Consider the following 23,305-nt stretch of genomic DNA (forward strand, 5'->3'; position numbering starts at 1 on the left):
CTCAGGCGGCCAGCTGCTTCGACGCCGCGTGGATCGCGGCGCGAATGCGCTGGTAGGTGGCGCAGCGGCAGATGTTGCCGGCCATGGCCTGGTCGATGTCGGTGTCGGTCGGCTTCGGGTTCTGCTGCAGCAGCACGGTGGCGGTCATGATCTGGCCCGACTGGCAGTAGCCGCACTGCACGACGTCGAGGTCGACCCAGGCCTTCTGCACCGCCTGGGCGGCACGCGACGACAGGCCTTCGATCGTCGTGATCTTGCGCCCAGCCATGGCGCCGGCCGGCGCCGAGCACGAGCGCAGCGACTCGCCGTCGACATGCACGGTGCAGGCGCCGCATTGCGCGACGCCGCAGCCGTACTTGGTGCCCGTCAGGCCCAGGTCTTCGCGGATGACCCACAGCAGCGGGGTCTCGGGATCGGCGTCGACGGTCCGGTTCTGGCCGTTGACGTTGAGGGTGAAGGGCATGGCCGGCATCCTGTGAAAAAGCGGATGCCGCAGTATGCTGGTGCATCGAAAATTCTGCAGGAGCTCGACGATGCAAGGATCGCTACGAGATGCGGCGCTGGTGCTGATGACGGGTCTGCTGAGCGGCGGCGCATTCGCGCAGGCGGTCGAACTGCGCACGCCGCAGAGCTTCGACGCGATCGCCGACAAGACCGAGCGCTCGCGCGCACTGTTCGTCGAGGCCGGCAAGGTGATCCAGAGCCCGCGCTGCCTGAACTGCCATCCGAACGGCGACCGCCCGACGCAGGGCAACGACATGCACCTGCACCTGCCGATGGTGGTGCGCGGCCAGGCCGACATGGGCGCGACCGCGCTGCGCTGCATGACCTGCCACCAGGGCGCCAACTTCGCGCCGTCCGGCGTGCCGGGGCATCCGCTGTGGCACCTGGCGCCGATCTCGATGGCATGGCAGGGCAAGTCGCTCGGCCAGATCTGCGAGCAGATCAAGGACCGAAGGCGCAACGGCGACAAGTCGCTCGCGCAGATCCACGAGCACATGGCGCGCGACACCTTGGTCGGCTGGGGCTGGAACCCGGGCGCCAACCGCACGCCGGCGCCCGGCACGCAGGCCGCATTCGGCCAGCTCGTCGAGGCGTGGATCTCGAACGGCGCCGCCTGCCCCCCTGGTTGAGGCAGGAATTCGCCTACAGCGGATTCGACAAACGTCCGGCAGTCCGCGGCCGGAGCGCAAGGGAACATCTCCTTACCGAACGCGACCCCCGCGTCGGATTCAGGAGCTGACCATGTCCTCGTTCGACACCGGCCGCCGCGCGCCGACCCTGCCGCACAACTCGAGCCGCCTCACGTTTCGCCGCCTGCGCCAGCCGACGCCGCTGCCGAGCCTGCCGAACCGTTCGTGGAGCCAGTATCTGGCGCGCCTGAACTGGCTCTTCAGCTGACGGGAGTCCGCCATGCAGCTCGCCTCCAACATGCTCGGCCGCAACTCGGTCGACTGGATTCGCATCTGTGCGACGCGCCTGCAGCAGACCCGGCCCGAGTTGAGCGCCGAGGATGTGGTGCGGGTCGCGATCCGACAGTTCCACGCGTCCGGCCACCTCGCGCCCGAGCAGGCCGCGGAGCAGCCGCCCGCGTCCTGATCGACGCTGCGCGCGGGCGCAGCGTTCGCCTCACGCTCCTGCGAGCAGCCACCCCGCCGCGCGCTCCGCGATCATCAGCGTCGGCGAGTTGGTATTGCCGCTGGTGATGCGCGGCATCACGCTCGCGTCGACGACGCGCAACCCGCCGACCCCATGCACGCGCAAGCGCGCGTCGACCACCGCCATCGGGTCGGCCGCCGGGCCCATCTTCGCGGTGCCGACCGGGTGGAAGATCGTCGTGCCGATGTCACCGGCGAGCTTCCACAACTCGGCGTCGGTCTCGAACTGCACGCCCGGCTTCACTTCCTTCGGACGGTACCTGCCGAGCGCCGGCTGGGCGACGATGCGGCGCGTCAGCCGCAGGCTGTTCGCGGCGATCAGCCGGTCCTCGTCGGTGCTCAGGTAGCGCGGCGCGATGCTGGGCGCGTCCTGCGCGTTCGGCGTCCTGATCGTCACCGCGCCGCGGCTCGAGGGATTGAGGTTGCACACGCTCGCGGTGAATGCGTTGTAGCCGTGCAGCGGCTCGCCGAACGCATCGAGCGACAACGGCTGCACGTGGTACTGCAGGTTGGCGTGCGGCCGGCCCGCGTCACTGCGCGTGAACAGGCCGAGCTGCGATGGCGCCATGCTCATCGGCCCGCTGCGCTTGAACGCGTACTCCATGCCGATCAGCGCCTTGCCCCACCACGTGTTGGCCATCGTGTTCAGCGTCTTCACGCCGTCGACGGCATACACCGCGCGGATCTGCAGGTGGTCCTGCAGGTTCCGGCCGACACCGGGCAGCGCGTGGACGACCGGGATGCCCAGCGGCTGCAGCAGCGCCGGGTCGCCGATGCCCGAGAGCTGCAGCACCTGCGGCGTGCCGACCGCGCCCGTCGCAAGGATCACCTCGCCGCCCGGCGACAACCGCGCCTGCACGGCTGCGCCACCGTTGACCGGCAGCGCCTCGACGCCGACCGCCACCCGCGCGCCGTCGCGATCCTCGATCAGCACGCGGCCGATCTGCGCGCCGGTCCAGACCTGCAGGTTGCCGCGCTTGTGCTGCGCCGGCCGCAGGAAGGCCTTGGTCGCGTTCCAGCGGATGCCGGCCTTCTGGTTGACGTGGAAGTAGCCGACGCCTTCGTTGTCGCCGCGGTTGAAGTCCTCGCTGTGCGGGATGCCGGCCTGCTGCGCGGCCTGCGCGAACGCGTCGAGCACGTCCCAGCGCAGGCGCTGCTTCTCGACGCGCCACTCGCCGCCGGGGCGCGCGCCGGTCGGGTCGAAGCCGGGCGCAGCGTGGAAGGCGTCGGCGCCCTTGTAGAAGTCCTCGTGCTTCAGGAAGTTGGGCAGGCATTCTTCCCAGCTCCAGCCCGGGTTGCCGCCGTAGCCGTCGCCGGCGCCCCAGCCGTCGTAGTCGCGCGCCTGGCCGCGCATGTAGATCATGCCGTTGATGCTGCTGCAGCCGCCGAGCACCTTGCCGCGCGGGTAGCGCAGGCTGCGGCCGTTCAGGCCCGGGTCCGCGTCGGTGGCGTAGAGCCAGTCGGTGCGCGGGTTGCCGATGCAGTAGAGGTAGCCGACCGGGATGTGGATCCAGTGGTAGTCGTCGTTGCCGCCGGCCTCGACCAGCAGCACGTGCTTGCTCGAATCGGCGCTGAGGCGGTTGGCGAGCAGGCAGCCGGCGGTGCCGCCCCCGCAGACGATGTAGTCGTAGGTCGTGTCGCTCATGGTTCTATTTGAGGCCGGACAAGGCCGGGAACAGCTTGATCAGCCCGTCGGACATCACCTCCACCGCGAGCGCGGCGAGCAGCAGGCCCATCAGACGCGTCATCACGTTGATGCCGGTCTGGCCGAGCGCCTTGGCGATCGTGCCCGACAGGCGGAACGCGATCCACACCACCAGCCCGATCACGACGCCGTAGCCGACCAGCACCGCGAGCTGCCACCAGTGGCGCGTCTTGTCGGCGTAGATGATCATCGTCGAGATCGACGCCGGCCCGGTCAGCAGCGGGATGGTCAGCGGCACGATCGCGATGCTGGCGCCGGTCTCGGCCTTGTCGCCGCCCTGGTCGAGGTCTTCCTTGCGGCTCTCGGCAGGTTGCGCATTCAACATCTGGATCGCCGACATCAGCAGCAGCAGCCCGCCGCCGACCTGGAACGACGCGAGCGAGATGCCGAACATCTCGATGATCCGCAGCCCCGCAAGGGCACTGACGGCGATCACGCAGAAGGCCGCGATCCCGGCGACCCGGGCGGTGTTGTGGCGCTGCTCGCGGGTGAAGCCGTGGGTGAAATGGATGAAGAACGGAATCACCCCGATCGGGTTCACGATGGCGAGCAACGCGATCAGCGGCTTGTAGATGTCCATGTCGAATTGTGTCTCGTCAGGCCACCGCGTCGGCCAGGGCACGCAGGTAGCGCAGGCCCGGCACCGCGCGGGGCCCGTACCAGCTCAGCATTTCCCCGTCGACGAGGCGCGCGTGCGCGTTCGGGCACAGGCGCTGCGCTTCGGCCAGGTGCGAGGCGTCGAAGCGGTACGGTTCGGAGCTGAGCAACACGTGTTCCACGTCGGCGAGCCAGGGCTCGTCGCCGCGCAAGGCCGGGTAGCGGGCGGCGCCGGACGCGCCACCGGTGACGGCGGGGAGCGTGTGCCAGCCGACGCGGGCGAGCATGCGGGCGATGTAGGTGTCGCGCGCGACCGTCATCCACGGCTCGCGCCAGATCAGGTAGAGCACGCGCTGTGGTGCGCGGCCTTCGGGGCGAGTCTGCGCGAGCTCGGCGGCCAGCGTGCCGGTCAGCGCGGCGGCGCGCTCGTGCACCCCGGGCAGCGCGCCGAAATGCGCGACCAGTTGATCGATCAGCGCGAGGTTGTCCTCGGGATCGAGCGGGTGCGTCACGATGACCTGCGGCGGCTGCGCCCAGGTGGCGAGCGCGTCGACCGTCTCGCGACGGTTCTCGTCGACGTTGACCAGCACGTGGGTCGGCGCCAGACGTTCGAGCTTCGCGAGGTTGACGTCCTTGGTGCCGCCGACCTTGGGCACCGTGCGCAGCACCTGCGCCGGATGGATGCAGAAGCCGGTACGCGCCACGAGCACGTCGCCGAGCCCGAGTGCCACGACCAGTTCCGTCAGGCTCGGCACCAGGCTGGCGATCCGCACCGTCATGGCGCCACGGGATCGTCGTCGATCAAGGCCAAGTAGGCCGCACAGGTGCCGCGCAGGTAGACGAGGCCCGGCAGCAGCAGCGCGATCGCGAACACGACGCCGCCGCCGACCAGGGCCGCCGCCGCGTGGCCGGTCGAGCCGGTCGGCGCGCCTGCCGCCCCCAGGCTGCGCAGGCCGTAGCCGAACAGCCCGGCCGTCAGCTGCTGCGCCGGCACGTCGACGCCGACCACGCGCACGCCCAGTTCGGCCACGACCCGGCCGCCGATCATCACCACCGAGGTGACCAGCGCGCCCATCGCCGCGGTCAACAGGCTGACGACGGCCGCCAGCAGCGCCGCGATCGGCAGCCGCCGACGCATCACGCGGACCAGGCCGGCGACGACCCGGCCCACGCCGGCACCGGACCAGACCGCGGGCGCCGACAACGGCACGACGACGGCCATCGCCGTGACCGCCGCCAGACCCGAGACGACCACGCCGACCGGCACGGCCAGCCCGAACAGCAGCGGGCCGACGACCGCCCCGGTCACGGCCGCCCGGCTGAGCCAGAACAGGACCCAGACGCCTGCGGCGACGACCCCGTAGGCGACGATCCACAAGGCCAGCACCAGCAGCAGCCGGTGCGCGCGGGCCAGCGAGGCGCGCAACGCTTCGGGCACCTCGCGCACCGGGCGTCCCCGGGCGTCGTCCATCACCAGGATGCCGGCCGCGTTGCCGCCGTAGAACGCGACGAACAGCGCGGCCCCGGCCTGCACCGGGCCCCACCAGCCGGCGTCGCGCGCCAGCGACGCTTCGGCCATCGCGACCAGGATGCCGGCGATCGCGAACGTGCCGAGCAGCACGAACAGCGCGCGGGCATTGCGCAGCGCGTCGACGCTGCGTAGCACCAGGCTGAGGGCGCTCAACGGGTCGCGCTCGGGCATCGGGAAGGCTCGTTCAGGGGGACCAACAGGCGAGCCGGATCATAGCGGTGGCCCTGTGAAGGGTCGGCTGTGAACGGGTTGATATTCGGGTTGATACTTGCTTGCCCGAAAACAACACTTTATTCAAGCGGTTCCTGCGCGGTTTCGTGCAATTCACTTATATTCACAAATCTGTGTATGGAAGCAGCGCCTTCGCTTGAATGGTTCACGATGGGTAGAAGCTCCACATGGTCTTCAGGAAATGGAAAGGGGCTCTCCCATGGGCAACAAACTCTACGTCGGTAATCTCTCCTACAACATCCGTGACGAGGATCTGCAGCAAGCGTTCGCGCAGTACGGCAGCGTCTCGTCGGCCAAGGTCATGATGGATCGCGACACCGGTCGCTCCAAGGGCTTCGGTTTCGTCGAGATGGGTTCGGATGCGGAAGCGCAGTCGGCCATCAACGGCATGAACGGCCAGGCCCTCGACGGCCGTGCGATCGTCGTCAACGAGGCCCGTCCGCGCGAAGAGCGTCCGGGCGGCTTCGGCGGCGGGCGTCCGGGTGGCGGCGGTGGCGGCTTCGGCGGCGGTGGCCGTTCGGGCGGTGGCGGCGGCGGCTTCGGCGGCGGCGGTGGTGGCGGCTACGGCGGCGGTGGCGGTGGCCGCTCCGGCGGTGGCGGCGGCTACGGCGGCGGCGGCGGCAGCCGTTCGGGTGGCGGCGGCGGCGGTGGCCGCGGCGGCTACTGAGCCGAAACCGGATCGACTCTGAAAGCGGTGGCGCGAAAGCCCACCGCTTTTTTCATGGGCGCGCGCCGCGCTCAGCGGGTCTGGCGGGCCTTGCGGCCACGGCCGCTGACGACCTTGTCGTACAGCGCGTTCGGCAGCAGCCGCAGCATTTTCGCGACAAGACCCATTTGCCATGGAATCACGCGGTAACTCGTGCCGGCATCGATGGTGCGGAAGGCCCGATCGGCGAACGCCTCGACCGGCATCAGGAACGGCATGCCGTATGCGTTGCCGCGGGTCAGCGGCGTGTCGATGTAGCCCGGCACGATCGTGACCACCTTGACGCCTTGTCCGGCCAGCTCGACCCGCAGGCTCTCGCAAAAGCTGATGACGGCAGCCTTGCTGGCGCTGTAGGCGCCATGGCCGGGCAGGCCGCGGATGCCCGACACGCTCGCCACGCCCACCAGCGTGCCGCTGCGGCGCGCCGTCATCGGCCCGACGAACGGGTGGAACGTGGCCGCGGTGCCGAGGTTGTTGGTCTCGAACACGGTGCGCATCACCTCCAGGTCGGCGAACTCGGCGGTGTCGAACCCGATGCTGATGCCCGCGGCGGCGATCACGACGTTCGGCACACCCTGGGCCGCGATGCAGGCGTGGCCGGCGCCGACGATCGAATCGACCTGACGCACGTCGGCTGCGTAGACGGTGGCGCGGTCGGCGGCGATGCCCTGCGCGTCGACCCAGCCCTGCAGCTCCGCCGCGCGGCGGGCGACCAGGGCGAGCCGGTAGCCGGCGCGATGGAAGCGCAGCGCCAGCGCCTGCCCGATGCCGCTGGACGCGCCGGTGATGAAGACGAGCGGCGCGCTCACTTCCTGGCTCCCGGCGGCATCAGCACGCCACGCACGTGGCCCTTGAGGCTGAGCAGCCCGGACAGGTTGTCGTATTCCATCGCATCGGCACGGACCTCGGAGCTGCCGCGCGTCACGACGATCGGCAGGTGGGAGCGCACGCGCTCGGTGTACTGGAAATAGTGGAGGAACTCGCCGCGGAAGTCGATCGCCGCGTCCTTCGCCGTGGCCTCGCGCACCACGTGCGCGCCACCGGTCAGCTGCACCTCGCTGCCGTCGCGGTTGGACAGCGCCTGGCGCGCGCTCGCGAGCGTGACGCGGCCGTCGTCGCCGATCGCGCGGATGCGCGGGTTGTCGATCTCGATGGTGTCGGTGTCGGGGTAGTGGCGCATCAGGTCGCCCTCGATCTGCACCCGCATCGCGCCGTTGGCGCCGAAGCGCTGGACCAGGAACTGGGTCATCGTGTAGTCGGGTTCGTGGCGCGGCGGCGCAATGACGCGGTCGTTCTCGAACAGCGGCGTGTTCTTCACCAGCCACCAGGTGCCGAGCGCGAGCACCGCCATCAGCAGCAGCGGCAGGTAGGTCGAGGCCGCGTCGATCACGCGCAGGTACCACGATGCGCGCCGCTGCCAGGGCGCGGGCGGCGGGGTGGCGATGGCGTTCACGGCGCGGTGCCGCCGTCGAGCGTGACGAGGTGGTCGCGCAGCGCGTCGGCGTAGCGGCCGGCGGCCGTCAGCAGCAGGTCGCAGCACTCGCGTGCGGCGCCGTGGCCGCCGCGGGCCGTGGTCACGTGGTGCGCGATCGCCTTCACCTCGAGGTGGGCGTTGGCCGGCGCGCATGCGAACGCGGCGCGGGTCAGCAGCGGCAGGTCGGGCCAGTCGTCGCCCATCGCGGCCAGCGTGTCCCAGCCGAGGCCGAGCTGCGCCATCAGCGCATACGCGGCGGCGAGCTTGTCGGCGGCGCCGTAGACCGCGTGGGCGATGCCGAGGTCCGCGACCCGGCGCCGCACCGCCGGCGAATCGCGGCCCGTGATCACGACCGGCACGATGCCGTATTTCGCGAGCAGCTTGAGGCCGTGGCCGTCGAGCGTCGAGAACGCCTTCACGGCCTCGCCGTGCTCGCCGATGTAGAGGCGGCCGTCGGTCAGCACGCCGTCGACATCGAAGATCGCCCAGCGGATGCCCTGCGCCTTCAGCAGCAGCTCGGGCGGCAGCGCGAGCGCCGGGGTCAGCGCCGTCGGCATCGTCGGATGACCTTCGCCCGGCATCGTCGGATGACCTTCGCCCGTCATCGTCAGATGACCTTCGCTCTCATCAGGTCGTTCGAATTCAGCGCGCCGGCGAGCCGGCCGGCGGCGTCGACGACCAGCACGCTGGTGATCCGGTGCAGCTCCATCAGGTCGGCGGCCTCGACCGCGAGCGCGTCGGCGTGGATCAGCTTGGGCGATGGATGCATCACGTCGGCGGCCCGCAGCGCGCGCAGGTCGGCGCCGCGCTCGATAAGGCGGCGCAGGTCGCCGTCGGTGAAGATGCCGAGCACGGCGCCGTCGGCGTCGGCTACGGCGGTGAAGCCCAGCCCCTTGCCGGTCATCTCGCGCAGCATCTCCGTGAATGCCGTCTCGGGCGTCACGCGCGGCACGTCGGCGCCGCTGCGCATCAGGTCGCGCACATGCATCAGCAGCTTGCGGCCGAGGCTGCCGCCCGGGTGCGAGCGCGCGAAGTCTTCCTCGCGGAAGCCGCGCGCGTCGAGCAGCGCGACCGCCAGCGCGTCGCCGAGGGCCATCTGCGCGGTGGTGCTGGTGGTGGGTGCGAGGTTGAGCGGGCAGGCCTCCTGGTCGACGGCACTGCTGATCGTGATGTCCGCGGCGGTGGCGAGCGTGGAGTCGGGCCGGCCGGTCATGGCGACCAGCGTGACGCCCAGGCGCTTCAGGGCCGGGATGATCGCGCCGAGCTCGTCGCTCTCGCCGGAGTTGGAAATCGCGAGCACCACGTCGCCGGGCGCGACCATGCCGAGGTCGCCATGGCTGGCCTCGCCGGGGTGCACAAACAGCGCGGGCGTGCCGGTGGACGCGAGCGTCGCGGCGATCTTGCGGCCGACATGGCCGCTCTTGCCCATGCCCATCACGACCACGCGGCCGCGGCACTCGAGCATCGCGCGGCAGGTTCGCGTGAAGCCCTCGCCCTGGCGCGCCTTCAGCGCGAGCAGCGCCTGCGCGGCGATGTCGAAGGTCTCGCGCGCGAGTTGCAGCGCGCGGTCCGCGTCGAAGTCGGGAAATGAGGCTTGGGCAGGCACTGTACGGATAGGAGCCCGGCGGGGGGTCCAGTAGGATCGGTCGATTCTATGACCCTGCCTGCGCGCGCCGACCGCCCGGGGCACGCCGCTTGCAATCCCCTCGACGATGATCTCTTCCCCGCTCGGTCTGGTGCTGCTCTACCTCGTGGCCGCGGTCGCGGGCGTGGTCGTGTGCCGCATGGCCAAGCTGCCCCCGATGCTGGGCTACCTGGCGGTCGGCGTGCTGATCGGCCCGAACGCCACGGCGCTGGCGAAGGACACCGCGCGGGTCAGCTACCTGGCCGAGTTCGGCGTCGTGTTCCTGATGTTCGTGATCGGGCTGGAATTCAACCTGCCGAAGCTGAAGAGCATGCGCAAGCTGGTGTTCGGGCTCGGCCTGAGCCAGGTCGCGCTGACGATCGTCGCCGCGGTAGCCGGCAACCTGCTGCTCGGCTGGGGCTTCGCGATGACAGGGCGCGCGTGGGGGCTGAACTGGCAGAGCTCGGTCGCGCTCGGTGGCGCGCTCGCCATGAGCAGCACCGCGATCGTCGTCAAGCTCATGGCGGAGCGGCTCGAGCTCGAGAGCGAGCACGGCCGCCGCGTGATGGGCGTGCTGCTGTTCCAGGACCTGGCCGTGGTGCCGCTGCTGGTGCTGATCCCGGCGCTGGGCTCGCCGCCGGCCCAGTTGCTCGAGGCGCTGGCGATCGCCGGGCTGAAGGCGGCCGCGCTGCTGACCGTGCTGCTGGTGGGCGGCCAGCGCGTGATGCGCTGGTGGCTGACGATCGTCGCGCGCCTGAAGAGCGAAGAGCTGTTCGTGCTGAACCTGCTGCTGGTGACGCTGGCGCTGGCCTACCTGACCGAGCATGCCGGGCTGTCGCTCGCGCTCGGCGCGTTCGTGGCCGGCATGCTGATCGCCGAGACCGAGTACAAGCACCAGGTCGAGACCGACATCCGGCCGTTCCACGACGTGCTGCTCGGCCTGTTCTTCATCACGATCGGCATGAAGCTCGACGCCGAGGCCGTGTGGCGGCAATGGCCGCTGGTGCTGGCGATGACGGTGGCGCCGGTGGTCTTCAAGTTCGTGCTGGTGACGCTGCTGGCGCGCCTGTTCGGCGCCGCACCCGGCGTGGCGCTGCGCACCGGCCTGTACCTGGCGCAGGCGGGCGAGTTCGGCTTCGTGCTGCTCGCGCTCGCCACCGACGGCGGGCTGCTGCCGCCCAATTTGCAGAGCCCGGTGCTGGCCAGCATGGTGCTGTCGATGCTGGCGACGCCATTCCTGATCATGTACAGCAACCGCATCGTGATGCGGCTGTCGGCGAACGACTGGCTGATGCAGTCGGTCGCGATGACGACGATCGCGAAGCGCTCGATCAACGCCGAGGCCCACATCATCATCGCCGGCTACGGCCGCAGCGGCCAGAACCTGGCGCGCCTGCTCGACGGCGAGAAGATCCCGTACATGGCGCTCGACCTCGACCCCGACCGCGTGCGCCAGGCCGCCGCCGCCGGCCAGAGCGTGGTGTTCGGCGACGCGGCGCGGCTGCAGAGCCTGATGGCGGCCGGCCTGGCACGCGCCAGCGCAGTCGTCGTCAGCTATGCCGACACCGCGTCGGCGCTGAAGATCCTGCGGCTGGTGCAGGAGCACGCACCGAAGGTGCCGGTGATCGTGCGCACGATCGACGACACCGACATCGAACGCCTGCAGGCCGCCGGCGCGACCGAGGTCGTGCCCGAGGCGATCGAGGGCTCGCTGATGCTCGCGAGCCACGCGCTGGCGCTGGTCGGCGTGCCGATGCGGCGCGTGATCCGCGTCGTGCAGGACCAGCGCGACGCGCGCTACGGCCTGCTGCGCGGCTACTTCCACGGCGCCGACGACGACACCGTCGACGAAATGAAGACCGCGCGGCTGCTCAGCGTCACGCTGCCGGCCGCCGGCAGCCACCTCGGCCAGACGCTCGCGGCACAGGCGTTGCACGCGGTCGGCGTGTCGGTCGCGTCGGTGCGGCGCGCGAGCGGCGCGGTCGTCAAGCCGGACGAGTCGATGGTGCTGGCGGCCGGCGACACGCTGGTGCTGGCCGGCAAGCCGGAGGCGCTGGCGCTCGCCGAAGGGCGGCTGCTCGGCAAGAAGTAGCGCGACCCTGTCCGTCGCAAGGTTGCCGCGTTCCGGCAGCATGCGCGCGATGCAACGACGTGACCTCCTTCGCCTCGCCGCCGCGCCGCTGGTCGGCCCGGCGCTTGTTCGTACGACGATCGCCGCGCCCGCCGATGCCCTGGTCGAGCGCCTGCGCGCGGGCGGCGTCATCCTGCTGCTGCGGCACGCGACGACCGACCCAGGCGTCGGCGACCCGCCGGGCTTCCGGCTCGACGACTGCAGCACGCAGCGCAACCTCAGCGACCCGGGCCGTCAGCTCGCGCAGCGCATCGGCGCGTGGGCGCGCACGCACGGGCTCGTGCCGGCGCGGGTGCGCAGCAGCGCGTGGTGCCGCTGCGTCGACACCGCCCGCCTCGCGTTCGGCAAGGTCGAGCCGTGGCCGGCACTGAACTCGTTCTTCGGCGACGACGCGGCGCGCCAGCGCCAGACCGCGGCGCTCGCCACCGCCGCGGCGACGATCCCGGCCGGGCGGTTCGAGGTCTGGGTGACGCACCAGGTCAACATCACCGCACTGACCGGCCAGTTCGCCGACATGGGCGCCGGATGCGTGATCGAAGGCCGGCCCGACGCGCCGGTGCGCGTGCTCGGCGCGTTCGCGGTCAGCTGAACGGCGTCTGCTTCGCGAGGTTGGCGCGCATCCGCGTCGCCATCACGCCGCCAGCGGCGCGCAACAGTTCGAGCGCGAGGGCGGGCAGGCGCTGGGCGAGTTCCTCAAGGCGCGGCACGCGCAGCGCGTAGACCACGCACGGCGTCATCGCCTCGACGTTGGCCATCCGCGGGCTGTCGCCGAACAGCCCGGGCTCGCCGACGACCGAGCCGGTGCGCAGGATCGCGATGCGGTTGCTGCCCGGCGGGCCGCCGGTCACGAAGATCTGCAGGCTGCCCTGCGCGAGGAAGTACATCGAGCGGTCGGCGTCGCCCTGCTTGATCAGCAGGTCACCGGCGCGGATCTCGTGGCGCGTCAGGTACGGCGCGATGCTGCGCCACTGCTCGAGGCTCAGGCGTGCTCGGAACGCGTCCTCCGCGTTGAGGGTCTGGATTGCCTGGACCAGTTCGTCGATTTCCATCATGAGGTACCTCCCAACGACGGCGACGGCATGCATGCGACGCTCGTGCTCCGCGATTATGGGCGCGCGCATGGGCGTCGCGCGTGCCTGCAAGCGTGGGGGGCCGCCCCCTGTCCGCGGGATTGGCCCGTCTGTCCTGCTCGCCCGCACCCTCAACAACCGTTATGTACTCCGTTATATTTCGGTCCCATGCACACCCGCTTCGTTGTCCGGCTTCTGCTCGCTGCCGTGGCGCTGCCGCTGGCGCTGGTGTCGCACGCCGCCGACCTCACCGTCTCGGCCGCCGCCAGCCTGACCAACGCGTTCCGCGAACTCGGGCCGGCGTTCGAGGCGCAGCACGCGGGCACCGCCGTCGTCTTCAACTTCGCGGCGTCGGATGCGCTGCTTGCGCAGATCGCGAAGGGTGCGCCGGTCGACGTGTTCGCGTCGGCCGACCAGGACGCGATGGACCGCGCGGACCGGCAACGGCTGCTCGTGCCGGGCACGCGCCGCAACTTCGTCGGCAACACGCTGGTGATGATCGCGCCGACCGATGGCGCGCTCGGCCTGAAGGCGCCAGCCGATCTGGCGCAGGCCGCGGTCCGGCGCGTCGCGATCGGCAACCCGGCCAGCGTGCCGGCGGGCCGCTATGCCCGCGGTGCGCTCGAAGCCTCGGCGTTGTGGCCCGTCGTCGAACCCAAGGCCGTGCTGGCGCAGAGCGTGCGCCAAGCGCTCGACTATGTCGCGCGCGGCGAAGTCGAGGCCGGCTTCGTCTACGCGACCGACGCGGCGGTGCTGAAGGACAAGGTGAAGGTCGTGGCCACGGTGCCGACCGGGACGGCGATCACGTATCCCGTCGCCGTGGTCGCCGGCGGGCCGAACCCGGCGGCGGCGCGCGCGTTCCTCGCCTTCCTCGCGACGCCCACGGCGCAGGCGGTGCTGGCGCGCCACGGCTTCAGCCGGCCCTGAGCACGCACCGCATGGACACCCCGATCTGGATCACGCTCGCGCTCACGCTCAAGGTCGCCGCGTGGGCGACGGCCATCAACCTGGTGCTGGGCGTCGCGGCAGGCTGGCTGCTGGCGCGACGCCGCTTCCCCGGTCGCGAGTTCGTCGATGCGGTGCTGACGCTGCCGCTGGTACTGCCGCCGACCGTGCTGGGCTACTACCTGCTGGTCGTGATCGGCCGGCGCGGCTGGCTCGGTGGCTGGCTGGAACAGCACCTCGGCATCCACCTGATCTTCACGTGGCAGGGCGCGGTGATCGCCGCGACGATCGTCGCGTTCCCGCTGGTGTTGAAGGCGGCGCGGACCGCGTTCGAGGCGGTCGATCCGCAGCTGGAGAACGCGGCGCGCGTGCTGGGCCTCGGCGAGTGGGCGCTGTTCTGCCGCGTCACGCTGCCGCTGGCGTGGCCGGGTATCCTGGCCGGCACGCTGCTGGTGTTCGCACGCTCGCTCGGCGAGTTCGGCGCCACGCTGATGGTCGCCGGCAGCATTCCGGGCCGCACGCAGACGCTGTCGGTCGCGGTGTACGAGGCGGTGCAGGCGGGGCAGGACGACACGGCCAACCTGCTGGTCGCGATCACCTCGGTGACCTGCATCGTGGTGCTGCTCGCCGCCGGGCGTCTCGCACCGCGCCGGACGGCCGCAGCGCGATGAGCTTCCAGGTCGACATCGTCAAGACCGTGCGCAGCGCGCGTCGCAGCTTCGAGCTGCGCGTGCGCTTCGACACGACCGTGCGACGCACGGTGATCTTCGGGCCGTCCGGTGCCGGCAAGACGCTGACGCTGCAGGCGATCGCCGGGCTGGTCACGCCCGATCGCGGCCGCATCGCGTTCGACGGCGCGGCGCTGTTCGATGCCGACGCCGGCATCGACCGGCCGGCGCGCGAACGCGGCTTCGGCTACCTGTTTCAGGACTACGCGCTGTTCCCGCACCTGAACGTGCGCCAGAACATCGCGTTCGGCCTCAAGCGTGGCTGGCGCAACCCGCCGGCGCGGGGCGACGACGACGCGGCGGTCGAACGCTCGCTGCGGGCGTTCGAACTGACCGAGGTCGCAGCCCAGCGGCCCGATGAACTCTCCGGCGGCCAGCGCCAGCGCACCGCGCTGGCGCGGGCGCTGGTGCATTCGCCGCGCGCGCTGCTGCTCGACGAACCGCTCTCCGCGCTCGATCCGGCGCTGCGCGACCGCCTTCGCGCCGAGCTCGACACGCTGCTGCGGCGCATCGACATCCCGGTGCTGATGATCACGCACGACCCGGACGATCTCGGGTGGTTCGGCGACGCGGCGCTGTACCTCCGCGACGGCCGCATCGCCGACGCCCCCGCGGCCGTCGAGCGGCTCGTGCCGCCGCGTGCGGCGCGCGGGCCTGTGCCATGAGCCGCGCCCGGTCCGCCGCGCCGGCGCTGACGGTCGGGGCCGACCTCTGGCTCGACCTCGGCGGCCAGAACCTGGCCGGGGCGCGGCGCGTCGCGCTGCTGGCCGAGATCGCGCGGGTCGGCTCGATCACGCAGGCCGCGAAGGTCGTCGGCCTGAGCTACAAGGGCGCCTGGAACGCGATCGAGGACATGAGCAACCTGGCGGGCGAGCCGCTGCTCGAACGCGCGGCCGGCGGCAAGGGCGGTGGCTTCACGCGCCTGACGCCGCGCGGCGAGAAGCTGGTGCGCAACTTCGAACTGGTGCGCGACGAGCACGCCCGCTTCGTCGCGCGCCTGAACCGCCAGGCGCGCGGCCTGACCGACGACTACGCGCTGATGGAGAGCATGGCGATGAAGACCAGTGCCCGCAACCAGTTCGCCGGCGTTGTGCGTGCCGTGCGCAGCGGCGCGATCAACGACGAGATCGAGCTGCAGGTGATCGGCCGGCTGAACATCATCGCGACCGTCACGCGCGAGAGCCGCACCGAGCTCGGGCTCGAGGTCGGCGCGAAGGCGTTCGCGCTCGTGAAGGCCTCGTCCATCCTGCTGATGACCGACGCCGGCGACGTGCGCCTGTCCGCGCGCAACCAGCTCGCCGGGACCGTGACCCGCGTGCTGCCGGGCGCCGTCAACACCGAGGTGGTGCTGACGCTGCCCGGCGGCGGCAGCGTGGCCGCGGTCGTCACGAACACCAGTGCGGACGCGCTGGGGCTGAAGATCGGGGCCGCGGCGACGGCGGTGTTCAAGGCGTCGAGCGTGATCCTGGGCGTCGCCGCCTGAGCAGGCGTCGCCTCGGCCGGGCGTCAACGTCGGCTTGTCCTACCCGCAGGGCACCTGGGGGCAGGGAAGATGCGGACTCACTCCACGAAAGCATCCCATGACCGACCCGCGCAACATCGCCCACGACAAGAAAGTCCAGCAGGAAAAGAAGCATCAGGGCGAGGCGATCGCGCCCGGCGCCGACAAGACCCCGCAGCCGGGCAAGAAGACGCACATGGAGCACCACGCCTCCGATGTCGCGAAGGTGCCGGACGAAGCCGCGCCAGTGCCGACCGAGGAAAAGCCGCTGGTCTGAACTACTTGCCGATACAGAAGCGGCTGAAGATTTCGCCGAGCAAGTCATCCGGCGTGAACGCGCCAGTGATGGCGCCGAGCGCGTCGTGCGCCAGGCGCAGTTCCTCGGCGAGCAGATCGAGCGCCGCGTCGGCGCGCGCCGCCTGCGCCAACGCCGATGCCAGGTGCTCGCGCGTCTCGCGCAGCGCCTGCACGTGGCGGGTTCGGGCGATGAACAGGCCCTCGGGCTGGGCGTGCCAGCCCGCCAGTTCGAGCAGCGTCGTGCGCAGCGCGCCGATGCCGGCGCCGGTGCGGGCCGACACCGTCAGGCCGCTCGCCCCGGCTTCCCCCGCCGGCACGGCGTCGGCCTTGTTGAAGACGTGCAGCAGCCGGTCGCTGGCGCGCAGCGCCGCCGGCAGCCGTGCGGCGATATGGGCCTCGCCGGCTTCGTAGGCGGGCTCGCCGACGCGCGTGAGGTCGTGCAGCAGCAGCACGGCGTCGGCGCGTTCGATCTCGCTCCAGCTGCGTGCGACGCCGATCTGCTCGACCTCGTCGGTCGAGTCGCGCAACCCGGCGGTGTCGATCACATGAACCGGCACGCCCTCGATCTGGATCGTGCTGCTGACCTTGTCGCGCGTGGTGCCGGCGATCGGCGTGACGATCGCCAGCTCCGCACCCGCCAGCGCGTTGAGCAGCGAGCTCTTGCCGACATTCGGCTGCCCCGCCAGCACGACCGTGATGCCCTCGCGCAGCAGCGCGCCCTGGCGCGCGCGGTCGAGGACCGCGTCGACCTGCGCGGCGATCGCCTGCAGCCGGCCGCGCGCATTGGCCTTCTCGAGGAAGTCGATCTCCTCTTCGGGGAAGTCGAGCGTGGCCTCGACCAGCATGCGCAACTCGATCAGCCGATCGCGCAGCGCGTTGATCTCGGCCGAGAACGCGCCGGTCAGCGAGCGCCCGGCCGAGCGCGCGGCCGCCTCGGTGCTGGCTTCGATCAGGTCGGCGACGGCCTCGGCCTGCGCGAGGTCGAGCTTGTCGTTGAGGAAGGCGCGTTCGGTGAACTCGCCGGGCTCCGCCAGACGCAGGCCCGGCAGGTTCGTCGCGGCCAGTTCGAAGCAGCGCGCGAGCAGCAGCTGCAGCACGACCGGGCCGCCGTGGGCCTGCAGTTCGAGCACGTCTTCGCCGGTGTACGAGTGCGGCGCCGGGAAGTGGATCGCGAGCCCGCGATCGATCGGCGCGCCGCTCGCGTCGGTGAACGGCAGGTAGGTCGCGTGGCGCGGCAGCAGCGGGCGACCGAGCAGCGCGCCGATGAAGGCGCCGAGGTCGGGCCCCGAGACCCGCACGATGCCGACCGCGCCGCGCCCGCTCGCCGTCGCGACGGCGACGATCGGCTCGTGGTGGCGCGGCAGCATCGCGGCGACGGCGCGTCTACTTGCCGAGCACGCCCAGCCGCTTGTTGATCACGTACTGCTGCGCGATCGACAGGATGTTGTTGGTCAGCCAGTACAGCACCAGGCCGGACGGGAACACGAAGAACATCACCGAGAAGATCAGCGGCATGAACCACATCATCTTGGCCTGCACCGGATCGGGTGGCGTCGGGTTCAGCCAGGTCTGCAGCAGGCTGGTCAGCGTCATCAGGATCGGCAGGATGAAGTACGGGTCCTTGGCCGAGAGGTCGGTGATCCAGCCGATCCACGGCGCGCCGCGCATCTCCACCGTCGACAGCAGCACCCAGTACAGCGAGATGAAGAACGGCATCTGCACGAAGATCGGCAGGCAGCCGCCGAGCGGGTTGATCTTCTCCTCGCGGTAGATGCGCATCATCTCCTGCTGCATCTCCTGCGGCTTGTCCTTGAGCCGCTCGCGCATCGCGGTGATCTTCGGGTTGATCGCCTTCATCTTGGCCATCGAGCCGTAGGCCTTGGCGTTGAGCCAGTAGAACGCGATCTTCAGCAGCACGACCAGGCCGACGATCGACCAGCCCCAGTTGCCGATCACCTTGTGCAGCTGCGTCAGCAGCCAGAACAGCGGCTCGGCCAGGATCTTGAAGATGCCGTAGTCCTTGACCAGCTCGAGCCGCGGCGCCAGCTTGGCGAGCTTCTCTTCTTCCTGCGGACCGACGAACAGCTTGGCGTCGAACGCCTTGGTCGCGCCGGGCGCGATCTCGCCGAGCGGCACGAACATGCCGACCGAGTAGACCCGCGCGCTCTGGCCGGTCGACGGGTTCGTCATGTCGGTCTTGCCGGTGAAGTATTCGCGCGGCTGCTTGCTGCCATCGGCCTTGTCGATCAGCCAGGCGGAGGTGAAATAGTGCTGGACCATCGCGACCCAGCCACTGTCCGACTCGGTGGTGTGGTCGGGCTTGTCCGCCGGGGTGCGCTTCTCGATGCTCTTGAAGTCGACCTTCTGGAACTTGTTGCCGTCATCGACCGCCGGGCCGGTGAAGGTCGAGTAGACGCTCGACTCGCCCGGCGGCGGCACGCCGTCGCGCACCAGTTGCAGGTACAGCCGCGGCGAGACCGCGGCGCCCGACTCGTTGACGACCTCGTTCTTCACGTCGATCACGTAGTCGCCGCGCTTGAAGGTGTAGGTCTTGACCAGCTTGACGCCGCCGACGACCGGCGATTCGAACTTGACCTGCAAGGTGTTCTGCCCGGCCGCCAGCGTGCGCTCGCCCGGCACCAGCGTCATCACGGTGTGGTGGTTCGGCAGGCCGGAGCCGCCCGCCGCGGGGATCAGGCCGGATTCGGCGACGTACAGGCGCTCGGGTGATTCGTCCAGCAGCACCACGTCCTTCGGCGCGGCCGCGGCGGCCTTCTTGCCGAACAGTTCGAGCAGCGGGTCGTACCACTCCTTCAGCACGTGATCCGGGTACTTCAGCAGTTCGACGCGGGTCAGCGTGCCGCCCGCGCCGCTGAGCGTGGCCTTGACGACGTCGGTCGTGATCGTCGTGCGCTCGGCCACGGTCGGCGCCGCGCCGGCCGGTGCGCCAGGCGCGGCAGCCGCGGCACCGGTGGCCGGGTTCGCGGCCGTCGGGGTGGGCAGACCACCGGCGGCCGACGCCGCGGGCGCCGCGACCTTGGCCGGCACCGGGCTGAAGAACGACGGGTGGCCGTTGTGCTTCTGCCAGGCGTCGTAGATCAGGAACAGGGACATCGAGAACACCACCCACAGCAGGGTGCGGCGCATATCGGTCATGGGGAGGCTTTGTCGGTCGAGGTGGGGAACAGGGCCGGCGCGCGCTCCGGCACCGGGTCATGGCCGCCGGCGCAGAAGGGGTGGCAACGCGCCAGCCGATGAAGTGTCATGTAAGTGCCCACTGCCGCACCGTGTCTTTCGAGTGCTTGCAGCGAGTACGCGGAACAGGTCGGCTCGAAGCGGCATGAACTGCCCAGCCACGGGCTCAGCACCAGCCGGTAGCCGCGCACCAGCGCCATCAGCGCGCGCTGCGGCAAGAGGGCGATCGCATTCAGCATGGCACGCGCGCGGCGACTAGGCGCCGGCGGCCACGCGTTGGGCGGCGCTGCCGATCAGGCTGTCGAGTTCCTCGCGCGCAACGCGCCGCAGTTCGTCGGACGCGGCGCTGACGAAGTGCGCACGGTCGAACGGCGCCCGCAGGCGAACGACCCAGAGGCCGCCCGCAAGCGCTCCCGAATGGGCCGTGACGGCGTGCCGGATCTGGCGTTTCAGCAAGCTCCGCGTGACCGACCGCTTGGCATGGCGCTTCGGCACGACGGTGCCCAGCCAGACCGAGTCATCCACAGGCGGAAGTTCAATACGTACCTCACCTGTTGACAACTCACCCGGGAGCGCCTTGGCGGCCGGCCTGGAGGGCGTGCTCGGACGCTCAGCCACGTGGTGCACTGCGAAGTGCTGGCTGTTCACCCGGGTTCGCGTGCGCAGCACGCGTTCGAAATCTGCCGACCGCACGAGGCGCGCGATCATGAACTGGCGCGGTTCGACGAGGCGCGGACCTCAGACGGCAAGGCGCTTGCGGCCCTTGGCGCGGCGCGCGTTGATCACGGCGCGGCCGCCACGCGTCTTCATGCGGACGAGGAAGCCGTGGGTGCGGGCGCGGCGGACTTTGGAGGCTTGGTAGGTGCGTTTCATGATCTGATCCCCGCTGGCGAAGACCAGCATGTGCCCTGGCGAACGCCAGGTCGATGTTTCGATTTGGTTTTGGCCGTCTGCCGGAGTCGGCTTCGGGAAACCCACTATTACACCAAAAACCCCCTGCTCGGTCAATGACTTACACCGCGGGCCTTGCAGGAGCGGGGGCATTCGAGGCGCCCCCGGGACTGTGGATAACCATCCCCGACCGCCCCGCGCAACGTACAATTCGCCCGCTCCCGAGACAAGTTTTCCACAATGAGCGCTGACCTTTGGCAACGCGGCTGCGAGCGACTCGCCGCCGAGCTGCCTGAACAACAATTCAACACCTGGATCCGCCCGCTGGCGGCTGCCGAGGTCACCGACCAGGGCGAGGCCGGCGCCGTCGTGACGCTGCGCGTGCCCAACCGGTTCAAGCTCGACTGGATCCGCAACCAGTACGGCGGCCGCATCGAGGCCGTGCTGGCCGAACTCGCCGGCAAGCCGGTGCGCCTGGACATCGCGCTGGCCGCGCGCACGGCTCCGGTGCAGCACGAGGCCGCGCATCAGGCGGTGTCGAACGGTGCGGGCGGTGCGGTGCCGGTCTCGCAGGCGCTCCACATGACGCGCCCTCCGGCTGCCGCTGCGTCAGTCGGCGCGGGGCAGCAGGTGCCGTCGCGCAGCCGGCTGAACCCGGCGCTGACCTTCGACACGCTCGTGCCCGGCCGCGCCAACCAGATGGCGCGCACCGCGGCGCTGCATGTCGCCGGCGCGCCGGGCCAGATGTACAACCCGCTGTTCATCTACGGGGGCGTCGGCCTGGGCAAGACGCACCTGATCCACGCCGTCGGCAACGCGCTGCTGGCCGACAAGCCGGACGCGCGCATCCTCTACCTGCACGCCGAGCAGTTCATCACCGACGTGGTGAAGAACTACCAGCGCAAGACCTTCGACGAGCTGAAGGCCAAGTACCACCAGCTCGACCTGCTGCTGATCGACGACGTGCAGTTCTTCGCCGGCAAGGAGCGCACGCAGGAGGAGTTCTTCAACGCCTTCGAGGCGCTGCTGGCCAAGCGCGCCCACATCATCATGACCAGCGACACCTACCCGAAGGGGCTGGTGGACATCGACGAGCGGCTGACGTCGCGCTTCGACGCCGGGCTGACGGTGGCGATCGAGCCGCCCGAACTCGAGATGCGCGTGGCGATCCTGATGCGCAAGGCCGAACTCGAGGCCACGCCGATGCCCGAGGACGTGGCCTTCTTCGTCGCCAAGAACGTGCGCGCCAACGTGCGCGAGCTGGAAGGCGCGCTGCGCAAGATCCTCGCGTACTCGCGCTTCTCGCACAAGGAAATCAACATCGGCCTGGCGCGCGAAGCGCTGAAGGACCTGCTGTCGATCCAGAACCGCCAGATCGGCGTGGAGAACATCCAGAAGACGGTGGCCGACTTCTACAAGATCAAGGTCGCCGACATGTACAGCAAGAAACGCCCGGCCTCGATCGCCCGGCCGCGTCAGATCGCGATGTACCTGGCCAAGGACATGACGCAGAAGAGCCTGCCCGAGATCGGCGAGCTGTTCGGCGGCCGTGACCACACGACCGTGCTGCACGCGGTGCGCAAGATCGCCGCCGAACGCCAGAAGAACACCGAGCTGAACCAGCAGCTCCACGTGCTCGAGCAGACCCTGAAAGGCTGAGATGAATCGCGCCGTGTCAAGCCACAACCCTGGGGACAACTTTCTGGCAACTGCCGGTCTGTCCACAGGCCCGACGGGTTCCGGGAAGTTGTTGTCTGTTCGGCACGAGCGTGCCAAGGGGTCGGGCCCCAGGCTTGTCATTGGCCTAAGTGATTGATGGAACAGGCGAAAATGGCGTTGTCCACAGAAACCGGCGTTCTCTACTATTACGACCAAGTTGAGAGGTTCAAATGATTGTCTTGAAGACAGCACAAGAAAAAGTTTTGAGCGCGTTGCAGGCGGTGGCCGGAATCGTCGAGCGGCGCCACACGCTGCCGATCTTGGCGAACGTGCTGATCCGCAAGACCGGCGAGAACCTCGAACTGACCACCAGCGACCTGGAGATCCAGGTCCGCACCCGCGCCGAACTGGGCGGTGACAGCGGCAACTTCGCGACCACGGTCGGCGCGCGCAAGCTGATCGACATCCTGCGTTCGATGCCTGCGGACCAGATCGTCACGTTGACCGCGAACCAGAGCAAGCTCACCCTGCAGGGCGGCAAGAGCCGCTTCACGCTGCAGACACTGCCGAGCGACGACTTCCCGCTGGTGCAGGAGGCGGCCGACTTCGGTCCGGCATTCAGCGTGCCGCAGAAGGCCTTGAAGGGGCTGATCAACCAGGTGCACTTCGCGATGGCGGTGCACGACATCCGCTACTACCTGAACGGCATCCTGTTCGTCGCCGAGGGCAAGAGCCTGACGCTGGTCGCAACCGACGGCCACCGACTCGCGCTGGCGCAGGCGACGCTCGATGTCGAGATCCCGAAGCAGGAGGTGATCCTGCCGCGCAAGACGGTGCTCGAGTTGCAGCGCCTGCTGAAGGACGACGGCAAGGACGACGAGGGCCTGATCGAGATGCGCTTCGCCGGCAACCAGGCCAAGTTCAGCTTCAGCGGCATGGAGTTCGTCACCAAGCTGGTTGAGGGCAAGTTCCCCGACTACAACCGCGTGATCCCGAAGAACCACAAGAACTCGGTGACGCTCGGCCGGGCGCCGTTCCTGGCCAGCCTGCAGCGCGCTGCGATCCTGACCAGCGAGAAGTTCAAGGGCGTGCGCGTCAACCTCGAGCCGGGCACGCTGCGCATCGCGTCGAGCAACGCCGAGCAGGAAGAGGCCAAGGAAGAGCTCGAGGTCGACTACGGCGGCGACGCGATCGAGATCGGCTTCAACGTGACCTACCTGATCGACGCGCTGTCGAACATGAGCGTCGACATGATCAAGATGGAGCTGCAGGACACCAACTCCAGCGCGCTGATCACCGTGCCCGAGCAGGCCGGCTTCAAGTACGTCGTGATGCCGATGCGCATCTAGCGCCGCTGCGAAC

General features: G+C 70.0%; 28 protein-coding genes. 13 read left to right on the plus strand and 15 right to left on the minus strand.

The genetic code is table 11. The annotated features are described in order from the left end of the window. Nucleotide 1: 1 nt before the first annotated feature. Complete coding sequence (locus tag ACWH49_RS10225; RefSeq protein WP_056472166.1) at nt 2–463, minus strand: (2Fe-2S)-binding protein; 462 nt, start codon at nt 461–463, stop codon at nt 2–4. Nucleotides 464–533: 70 nt separating this feature from the next. On the opposite strand from ACWH49_RS10225, the gene ACWH49_RS10230 reads away from it, so the two are divergent. The 3 genes from ACWH49_RS10230 to ACWH49_RS10240 all read left to right on the plus strand — a co-directional run bounded on the left by ACWH49_RS10230 (nt 534) and on the right by ACWH49_RS10240 (nt 1,599). Beyond that, the gene (locus tag ACWH49_RS10230) at nt 534–1,133 is read left to right on the plus strand and encodes an Isoquinoline 1-oxidoreductase subunit (protein ID WP_448171369.1); all 600 of its coding nucleotides are present in this window, start codon (nt 534–536) and stop codon (nt 1,131–1,133) included. Nucleotides 1,134–1,245: 112 nt separating this feature from the next. Further along, a complete protein-coding gene (locus ACWH49_RS10235; RefSeq protein WP_157615957.1) occupies nt 1,246–1,401 on the plus strand; it encodes a hypothetical protein in 156 nt (51 codons plus the stop codon). Nucleotides 1,402–1,413: 12 nt separating this feature from the next. After that, entirely contained in the window at nt 1,414–1,599 is a 186-nt protein-coding gene (locus tag ACWH49_RS10240; protein WP_056471806.1) for a hypothetical protein, read from the plus strand. Nucleotides 1,600–1,629: 30 nt separating this feature from the next. Here ACWH49_RS10240 and ACWH49_RS10245 read toward each other — a convergent pair whose 3' ends face one another. The 4 genes from ACWH49_RS10245 to ACWH49_RS10260 are packed head-to-tail and all read right to left on the minus strand — an operon-like array spanning nt 1,630 to nt 5,662. Continuing rightward, the gene (locus ACWH49_RS10245; protein ID WP_448171370.1) at nt 1,630–3,303 is read right to left on the minus strand and encodes a GMC family oxidoreductase; all 1,674 of its coding nucleotides are present in this window, start codon (nt 3,301–3,303) and stop codon (nt 1,630–1,632) included. Between the two features lie 4 nt (nt 3,304–3,307). Continuing rightward, nucleotides 3,308–3,943 (minus strand): MarC family protein, encoded by a 636-nt coding sequence (locus tag ACWH49_RS10250; protein WP_056471800.1) that lies wholly within the window; start codon nt 3,941–3,943, stop codon nt 3,308–3,310. 16 nt (nt 3,944–3,959) lie between these two features. Further along, a complete protein-coding gene (locus tag ACWH49_RS10255; RefSeq protein WP_448171371.1) occupies nt 3,960–4,739 on the minus strand; it encodes a helical backbone metal receptor in 780 nt (259 codons plus the stop codon). Next, nucleotides 4,736–5,662, minus strand: a complete 927-nt coding sequence (locus tag ACWH49_RS10260) for a hypothetical protein (protein ID WP_448171372.1) — start codon at nt 5,660–5,662, stop codon at nt 4,736–4,738. The genes ACWH49_RS10255 and ACWH49_RS10260 overlap by 4 nt, the downstream gene beginning before the upstream one ends. A 259-nt stretch (nt 5,663–5,921) precedes the next feature. Here ACWH49_RS10260 and ACWH49_RS10265 point away from each other — a divergent pair, with 259 nt between their 5' ends. After that, complete coding sequence (locus tag ACWH49_RS10265) at nt 5,922–6,389, plus strand: RNA recognition motif domain-containing protein (RefSeq protein WP_448171373.1); 468 nt, start codon at nt 5,922–5,924, stop codon at nt 6,387–6,389. Nucleotides 6,390–6,460: 71 nt separating this feature from the next. Here ACWH49_RS10265 and ACWH49_RS10270 read toward each other — a convergent pair whose 3' ends face one another. Genes ACWH49_RS10270 through ACWH49_RS10285 form a run of 4 tightly spaced genes read right to left on the minus strand, consistent with a single transcriptional unit; the run spans nt 6,461 to nt 9,517 of the window. After that, a complete protein-coding gene (locus ACWH49_RS10270; RefSeq protein ID WP_448171374.1) occupies nt 6,461–7,237 on the minus strand; it encodes an SDR family oxidoreductase in 777 nt (258 codons plus the stop codon). Next, nucleotides 7,234–7,881, minus strand: a complete 648-nt coding sequence (gene lptC / locus ACWH49_RS10275) for an LPS export ABC transporter periplasmic protein LptC (protein ID WP_448171375.1) — start codon at nt 7,879–7,881, stop codon at nt 7,234–7,236. The genes ACWH49_RS10270 and lptC overlap by 4 nt, the downstream gene beginning before the upstream one ends. Beyond that, on the minus strand, nt 7,878–8,459 hold the full coding sequence (locus ACWH49_RS10280; RefSeq protein ID WP_448174336.1) for a KdsC family phosphatase: 582 nt from the start codon (nt 8,457–8,459) through the stop codon (nt 7,878–7,880). The genes lptC and ACWH49_RS10280 overlap by 4 nt, the downstream gene beginning before the upstream one ends. 50 nt (nt 8,460–8,509) lie before the next feature. Beyond that, entirely contained in the window at nt 8,510–9,517 is a 1,008-nt protein-coding gene (locus ACWH49_RS10285) for a KpsF/GutQ family sugar-phosphate isomerase (protein WP_082549390.1), read from the minus strand. A gap of 97 nt (nt 9,518–9,614) precedes the next feature. On the opposite strand from ACWH49_RS10285, the gene ACWH49_RS10290 reads away from it, so the two are divergent. Together ACWH49_RS10290 and ACWH49_RS10295 are read left to right on the plus strand one after the other, a co-directional pair. Next, nucleotides 9,615–11,618, plus strand: a complete 2,004-nt coding sequence (locus ACWH49_RS10290; RefSeq protein ID WP_448171376.1) for a cation:proton antiporter domain-containing protein — start codon at nt 9,615–9,617, stop codon at nt 11,616–11,618. Nucleotides 11,619–11,667: 49 nt separating this feature from the next. Next, nucleotides 11,668–12,246 (plus strand): histidine phosphatase family protein, encoded by a 579-nt coding sequence (locus tag ACWH49_RS10295; RefSeq protein ID WP_448171377.1) that lies wholly within the window; start codon nt 11,668–11,670, stop codon nt 12,244–12,246. On the opposite strand, the gene ACWH49_RS10300 is transcribed toward ACWH49_RS10295, so the two are convergent. Then, the gene (locus ACWH49_RS10300; protein ID WP_235580550.1) at nt 12,239–12,709 is read right to left on the minus strand and encodes a cyclic nucleotide-binding domain-containing protein; all 471 of its coding nucleotides are present in this window, start codon (nt 12,707–12,709) and stop codon (nt 12,239–12,241) included. The genes ACWH49_RS10295 and ACWH49_RS10300 overlap by 8 nt on opposite strands. Nucleotides 12,710–12,895: 186 nt before the next feature. Between ACWH49_RS10300 and modA the strand changes: the two genes are divergently transcribed. The 5 genes from modA (at nt 12,896) to ACWH49_RS10325 (ending at nt 16,178) form a co-directional block, all read left to right on the plus strand. After that, nucleotides 12,896–13,654 (plus strand): molybdate ABC transporter substrate-binding protein, encoded by a 759-nt coding sequence (modA, locus tag ACWH49_RS10305; RefSeq protein ID WP_448171378.1) that lies wholly within the window; start codon nt 12,896–12,898, stop codon nt 13,652–13,654. Between the two features lie 11 nt (nt 13,655–13,665). After that, nucleotides 13,666–14,343: a molybdate ABC transporter permease subunit gene (gene modB, locus ACWH49_RS10310; RefSeq protein ID WP_448171379.1), complete on the plus strand. Its 678-nt coding sequence runs from the start codon at nt 13,666–13,668 to the stop codon at nt 14,341–14,343. Next, a complete protein-coding gene (locus tag ACWH49_RS10315) occupies nt 14,340–15,065 on the plus strand; it encodes an ATP-binding cassette domain-containing protein (RefSeq protein ID WP_448171380.1) in 726 nt (241 codons plus the stop codon). The genes modB and ACWH49_RS10315 overlap by 4 nt, the downstream gene beginning before the upstream one ends. After that, nucleotides 15,062–15,883, plus strand: coding sequence for a TOBE domain-containing protein (locus ACWH49_RS10320; RefSeq protein ID WP_448171381.1), 822 nt, complete (start codon nt 15,062–15,064; stop codon nt 15,881–15,883). The genes ACWH49_RS10315 and ACWH49_RS10320 overlap by 4 nt, the downstream gene beginning before the upstream one ends. Nucleotides 15,884–15,980: 97 nt before the next feature. Then, on the plus strand, nt 15,981–16,178 hold the full coding sequence (locus ACWH49_RS10325; protein ID WP_448171382.1) for a hypothetical protein: 198 nt from the start codon (nt 15,981–15,983) through the stop codon (nt 16,176–16,178). Between the two features lies 1 nt (nt 16,179). On the opposite strand, the gene mnmE is transcribed toward ACWH49_RS10325, so the two are convergent. Genes mnmE through rpmH form a run of 5 tightly spaced genes read right to left on the minus strand, consistent with a single transcriptional unit; the run spans nt 16,180 to nt 20,266 of the window. Continuing rightward, nucleotides 16,180–17,565: a tRNA uridine-5-carboxymethylaminomethyl(34) synthesis GTPase MnmE gene (mnmE, locus tag ACWH49_RS10330; protein WP_448171383.1), complete on the minus strand. Its 1,386-nt coding sequence runs from the start codon at nt 17,563–17,565 to the stop codon at nt 16,180–16,182. A gap of 16 nt (nt 17,566–17,581) precedes the next feature. Beyond that, the gene (yidC, locus tag ACWH49_RS10335; protein WP_448171384.1) at nt 17,582–19,354 is read right to left on the minus strand and encodes a membrane protein insertase YidC; all 1,773 of its coding nucleotides are present in this window, start codon (nt 19,352–19,354) and stop codon (nt 17,582–17,584) included. Beyond that, nucleotides 19,351–19,611, minus strand: a complete 261-nt coding sequence (gene yidD, locus ACWH49_RS10340) for a membrane protein insertion efficiency factor YidD (RefSeq protein ID WP_056472150.1) — start codon at nt 19,609–19,611, stop codon at nt 19,351–19,353. The genes yidC and yidD overlap by 4 nt, the downstream gene beginning before the upstream one ends. A gap of 37 nt (nt 19,612–19,648) precedes the next feature. After that, entirely contained in the window at nt 19,649–20,101 is a 453-nt protein-coding gene (locus ACWH49_RS10345; protein ID WP_082549374.1) for a ribonuclease P protein component, read from the minus strand. Nucleotides 20,102–20,131: 30 nt separating this feature from the next. Continuing rightward, entirely contained in the window at nt 20,132–20,266 is a 135-nt protein-coding gene (gene rpmH, locus ACWH49_RS10350) for a 50S ribosomal protein L34 (protein ID WP_007834827.1), read from the minus strand. A 258-nt stretch (nt 20,267–20,524) separates the two neighbouring features. Between rpmH and dnaA the strand changes: the two genes are divergently transcribed. Both dnaA and dnaN read left to right on the plus strand, forming a co-directional pair. Next, complete coding sequence (dnaA, locus tag ACWH49_RS10355; protein ID WP_448171385.1) at nt 20,525–21,943, plus strand: chromosomal replication initiator protein DnaA; 1,419 nt, start codon at nt 20,525–20,527, stop codon at nt 21,941–21,943. Nucleotides 21,944–22,173: 230 nt separating this feature from the next. After that, on the plus strand, nt 22,174–23,292 hold the full coding sequence (gene dnaN / locus ACWH49_RS10360; protein WP_056471742.1) for a DNA polymerase III subunit beta: 1,119 nt from the start codon (nt 22,174–22,176) through the stop codon (nt 23,290–23,292). Nucleotides 23,293–23,305: the final 13 nt, after the last annotated feature.

It is taken from the genome of Rhizobacter fulvus, from assembly GCF_964020785.1.

Excerpts from the sequence above, each read along its gene's own strand:
- ACWH49_RS10225 (WP_056472166.1), bottom strand. The coding sequence starts at position 463 with ATGCCCTTCACCCTCAACGTCAACGGCCAGAACCGGACCGTCGACGCC.
- ACWH49_RS10230 (WP_448171369.1), top strand. The coding sequence starts at position 534 with ATGCAAGGATCGCTACGAGATGCGGCGCTGGTGCTGATGACGGGTCTG.
- ACWH49_RS10235 (WP_157615957.1), top strand. The coding sequence starts at position 1,246 with ATGTCCTCGTTCGACACCGGCCGCCGCGCGCCGACCCTGCCGCACAAC.
- ACWH49_RS10240 (WP_056471806.1), top strand. The coding sequence starts at position 1,414 with ATGCAGCTCGCCTCCAACATGCTCGGCCGCAACTCGGTCGACTGGATT.
- ACWH49_RS10245 (WP_448171370.1), bottom strand. The coding sequence starts at position 3,303 with ATGAGCGACACGACCTACGACTACATCGTCTGCGGGGGCGGCACCGCC.
- ACWH49_RS10250 (WP_056471800.1), bottom strand. The coding sequence starts at position 3,943 with ATGGACATCTACAAGCCGCTGATCGCGTTGCTCGCCATCGTGAACCCG.
- ACWH49_RS10255 (WP_448171371.1), bottom strand. The coding sequence starts at position 4,739 with ATGACGGTGCGGATCGCCAGCCTGGTGCCGAGCCTGACGGAACTGGTC.
- ACWH49_RS10260 (WP_448171372.1), bottom strand. The coding sequence starts at position 5,662 with ATGCCCGAGCGCGACCCGTTGAGCGCCCTCAGCCTGGTGCTACGCAGC.
- ACWH49_RS10265 (WP_448171373.1), top strand. The coding sequence starts at position 5,922 with ATGGGCAACAAACTCTACGTCGGTAATCTCTCCTACAACATCCGTGAC.
- ACWH49_RS10280 (WP_448174336.1), bottom strand. The coding sequence starts at position 8,459 with ATGCCGACGGCGCTGACCCCGGCGCTCGCGCTGCCGCCCGAGCTGCTG.
- ACWH49_RS10290 (WP_448171376.1), top strand. The coding sequence starts at position 9,615 with ATGATCTCTTCCCCGCTCGGTCTGGTGCTGCTCTACCTCGTGGCCGCG.
- ACWH49_RS10295 (WP_448171377.1), top strand. The coding sequence starts at position 11,668 with ATGCAACGACGTGACCTCCTTCGCCTCGCCGCCGCGCCGCTGGTCGGC.
- ACWH49_RS10300 (WP_235580550.1), bottom strand. The coding sequence starts at position 12,709 with ATGATGGAAATCGACGAACTGGTCCAGGCAATCCAGACCCTCAACGCG.
- modA (WP_448171378.1), top strand. The coding sequence starts at position 12,896 with ATGCACACCCGCTTCGTTGTCCGGCTTCTGCTCGCTGCCGTGGCGCTG.
- modB (WP_448171379.1), top strand. The coding sequence starts at position 13,666 with ATGGACACCCCGATCTGGATCACGCTCGCGCTCACGCTCAAGGTCGCC.
- ACWH49_RS10315 (WP_448171380.1), top strand. The coding sequence starts at position 14,340 with ATGAGCTTCCAGGTCGACATCGTCAAGACCGTGCGCAGCGCGCGTCGC.
- ACWH49_RS10320 (WP_448171381.1), top strand. The coding sequence starts at position 15,062 with ATGAGCCGCGCCCGGTCCGCCGCGCCGGCGCTGACGGTCGGGGCCGAC.
- ACWH49_RS10325 (WP_448171382.1), top strand. The coding sequence starts at position 15,981 with ATGACCGACCCGCGCAACATCGCCCACGACAAGAAAGTCCAGCAGGAA.
- mnmE (WP_448171383.1), bottom strand. The coding sequence starts at position 17,565 with ATGCTGCCGCGCCACCACGAGCCGATCGTCGCCGTCGCGACGGCGAGC.
- yidC (WP_448171384.1), bottom strand. The coding sequence starts at position 19,354 with ATGACCGATATGCGCCGCACCCTGCTGTGGGTGGTGTTCTCGATGTCC.
- ACWH49_RS10345 (WP_082549374.1), bottom strand. The coding sequence starts at position 20,101 with ATGATCGCGCGCCTCGTGCGGTCGGCAGATTTCGAACGCGTGCTGCGC.
- rpmH (WP_007834827.1), bottom strand. The coding sequence starts at position 20,266 with ATGAAACGCACCTACCAAGCCTCCAAAGTCCGCCGCGCCCGCACCCAC.
- dnaA (WP_448171385.1), top strand. The coding sequence starts at position 20,525 with ATGAGCGCTGACCTTTGGCAACGCGGCTGCGAGCGACTCGCCGCCGAG.
- dnaN (WP_056471742.1), top strand. The coding sequence starts at position 22,174 with ATGATTGTCTTGAAGACAGCACAAGAAAAAGTTTTGAGCGCGTTGCAG.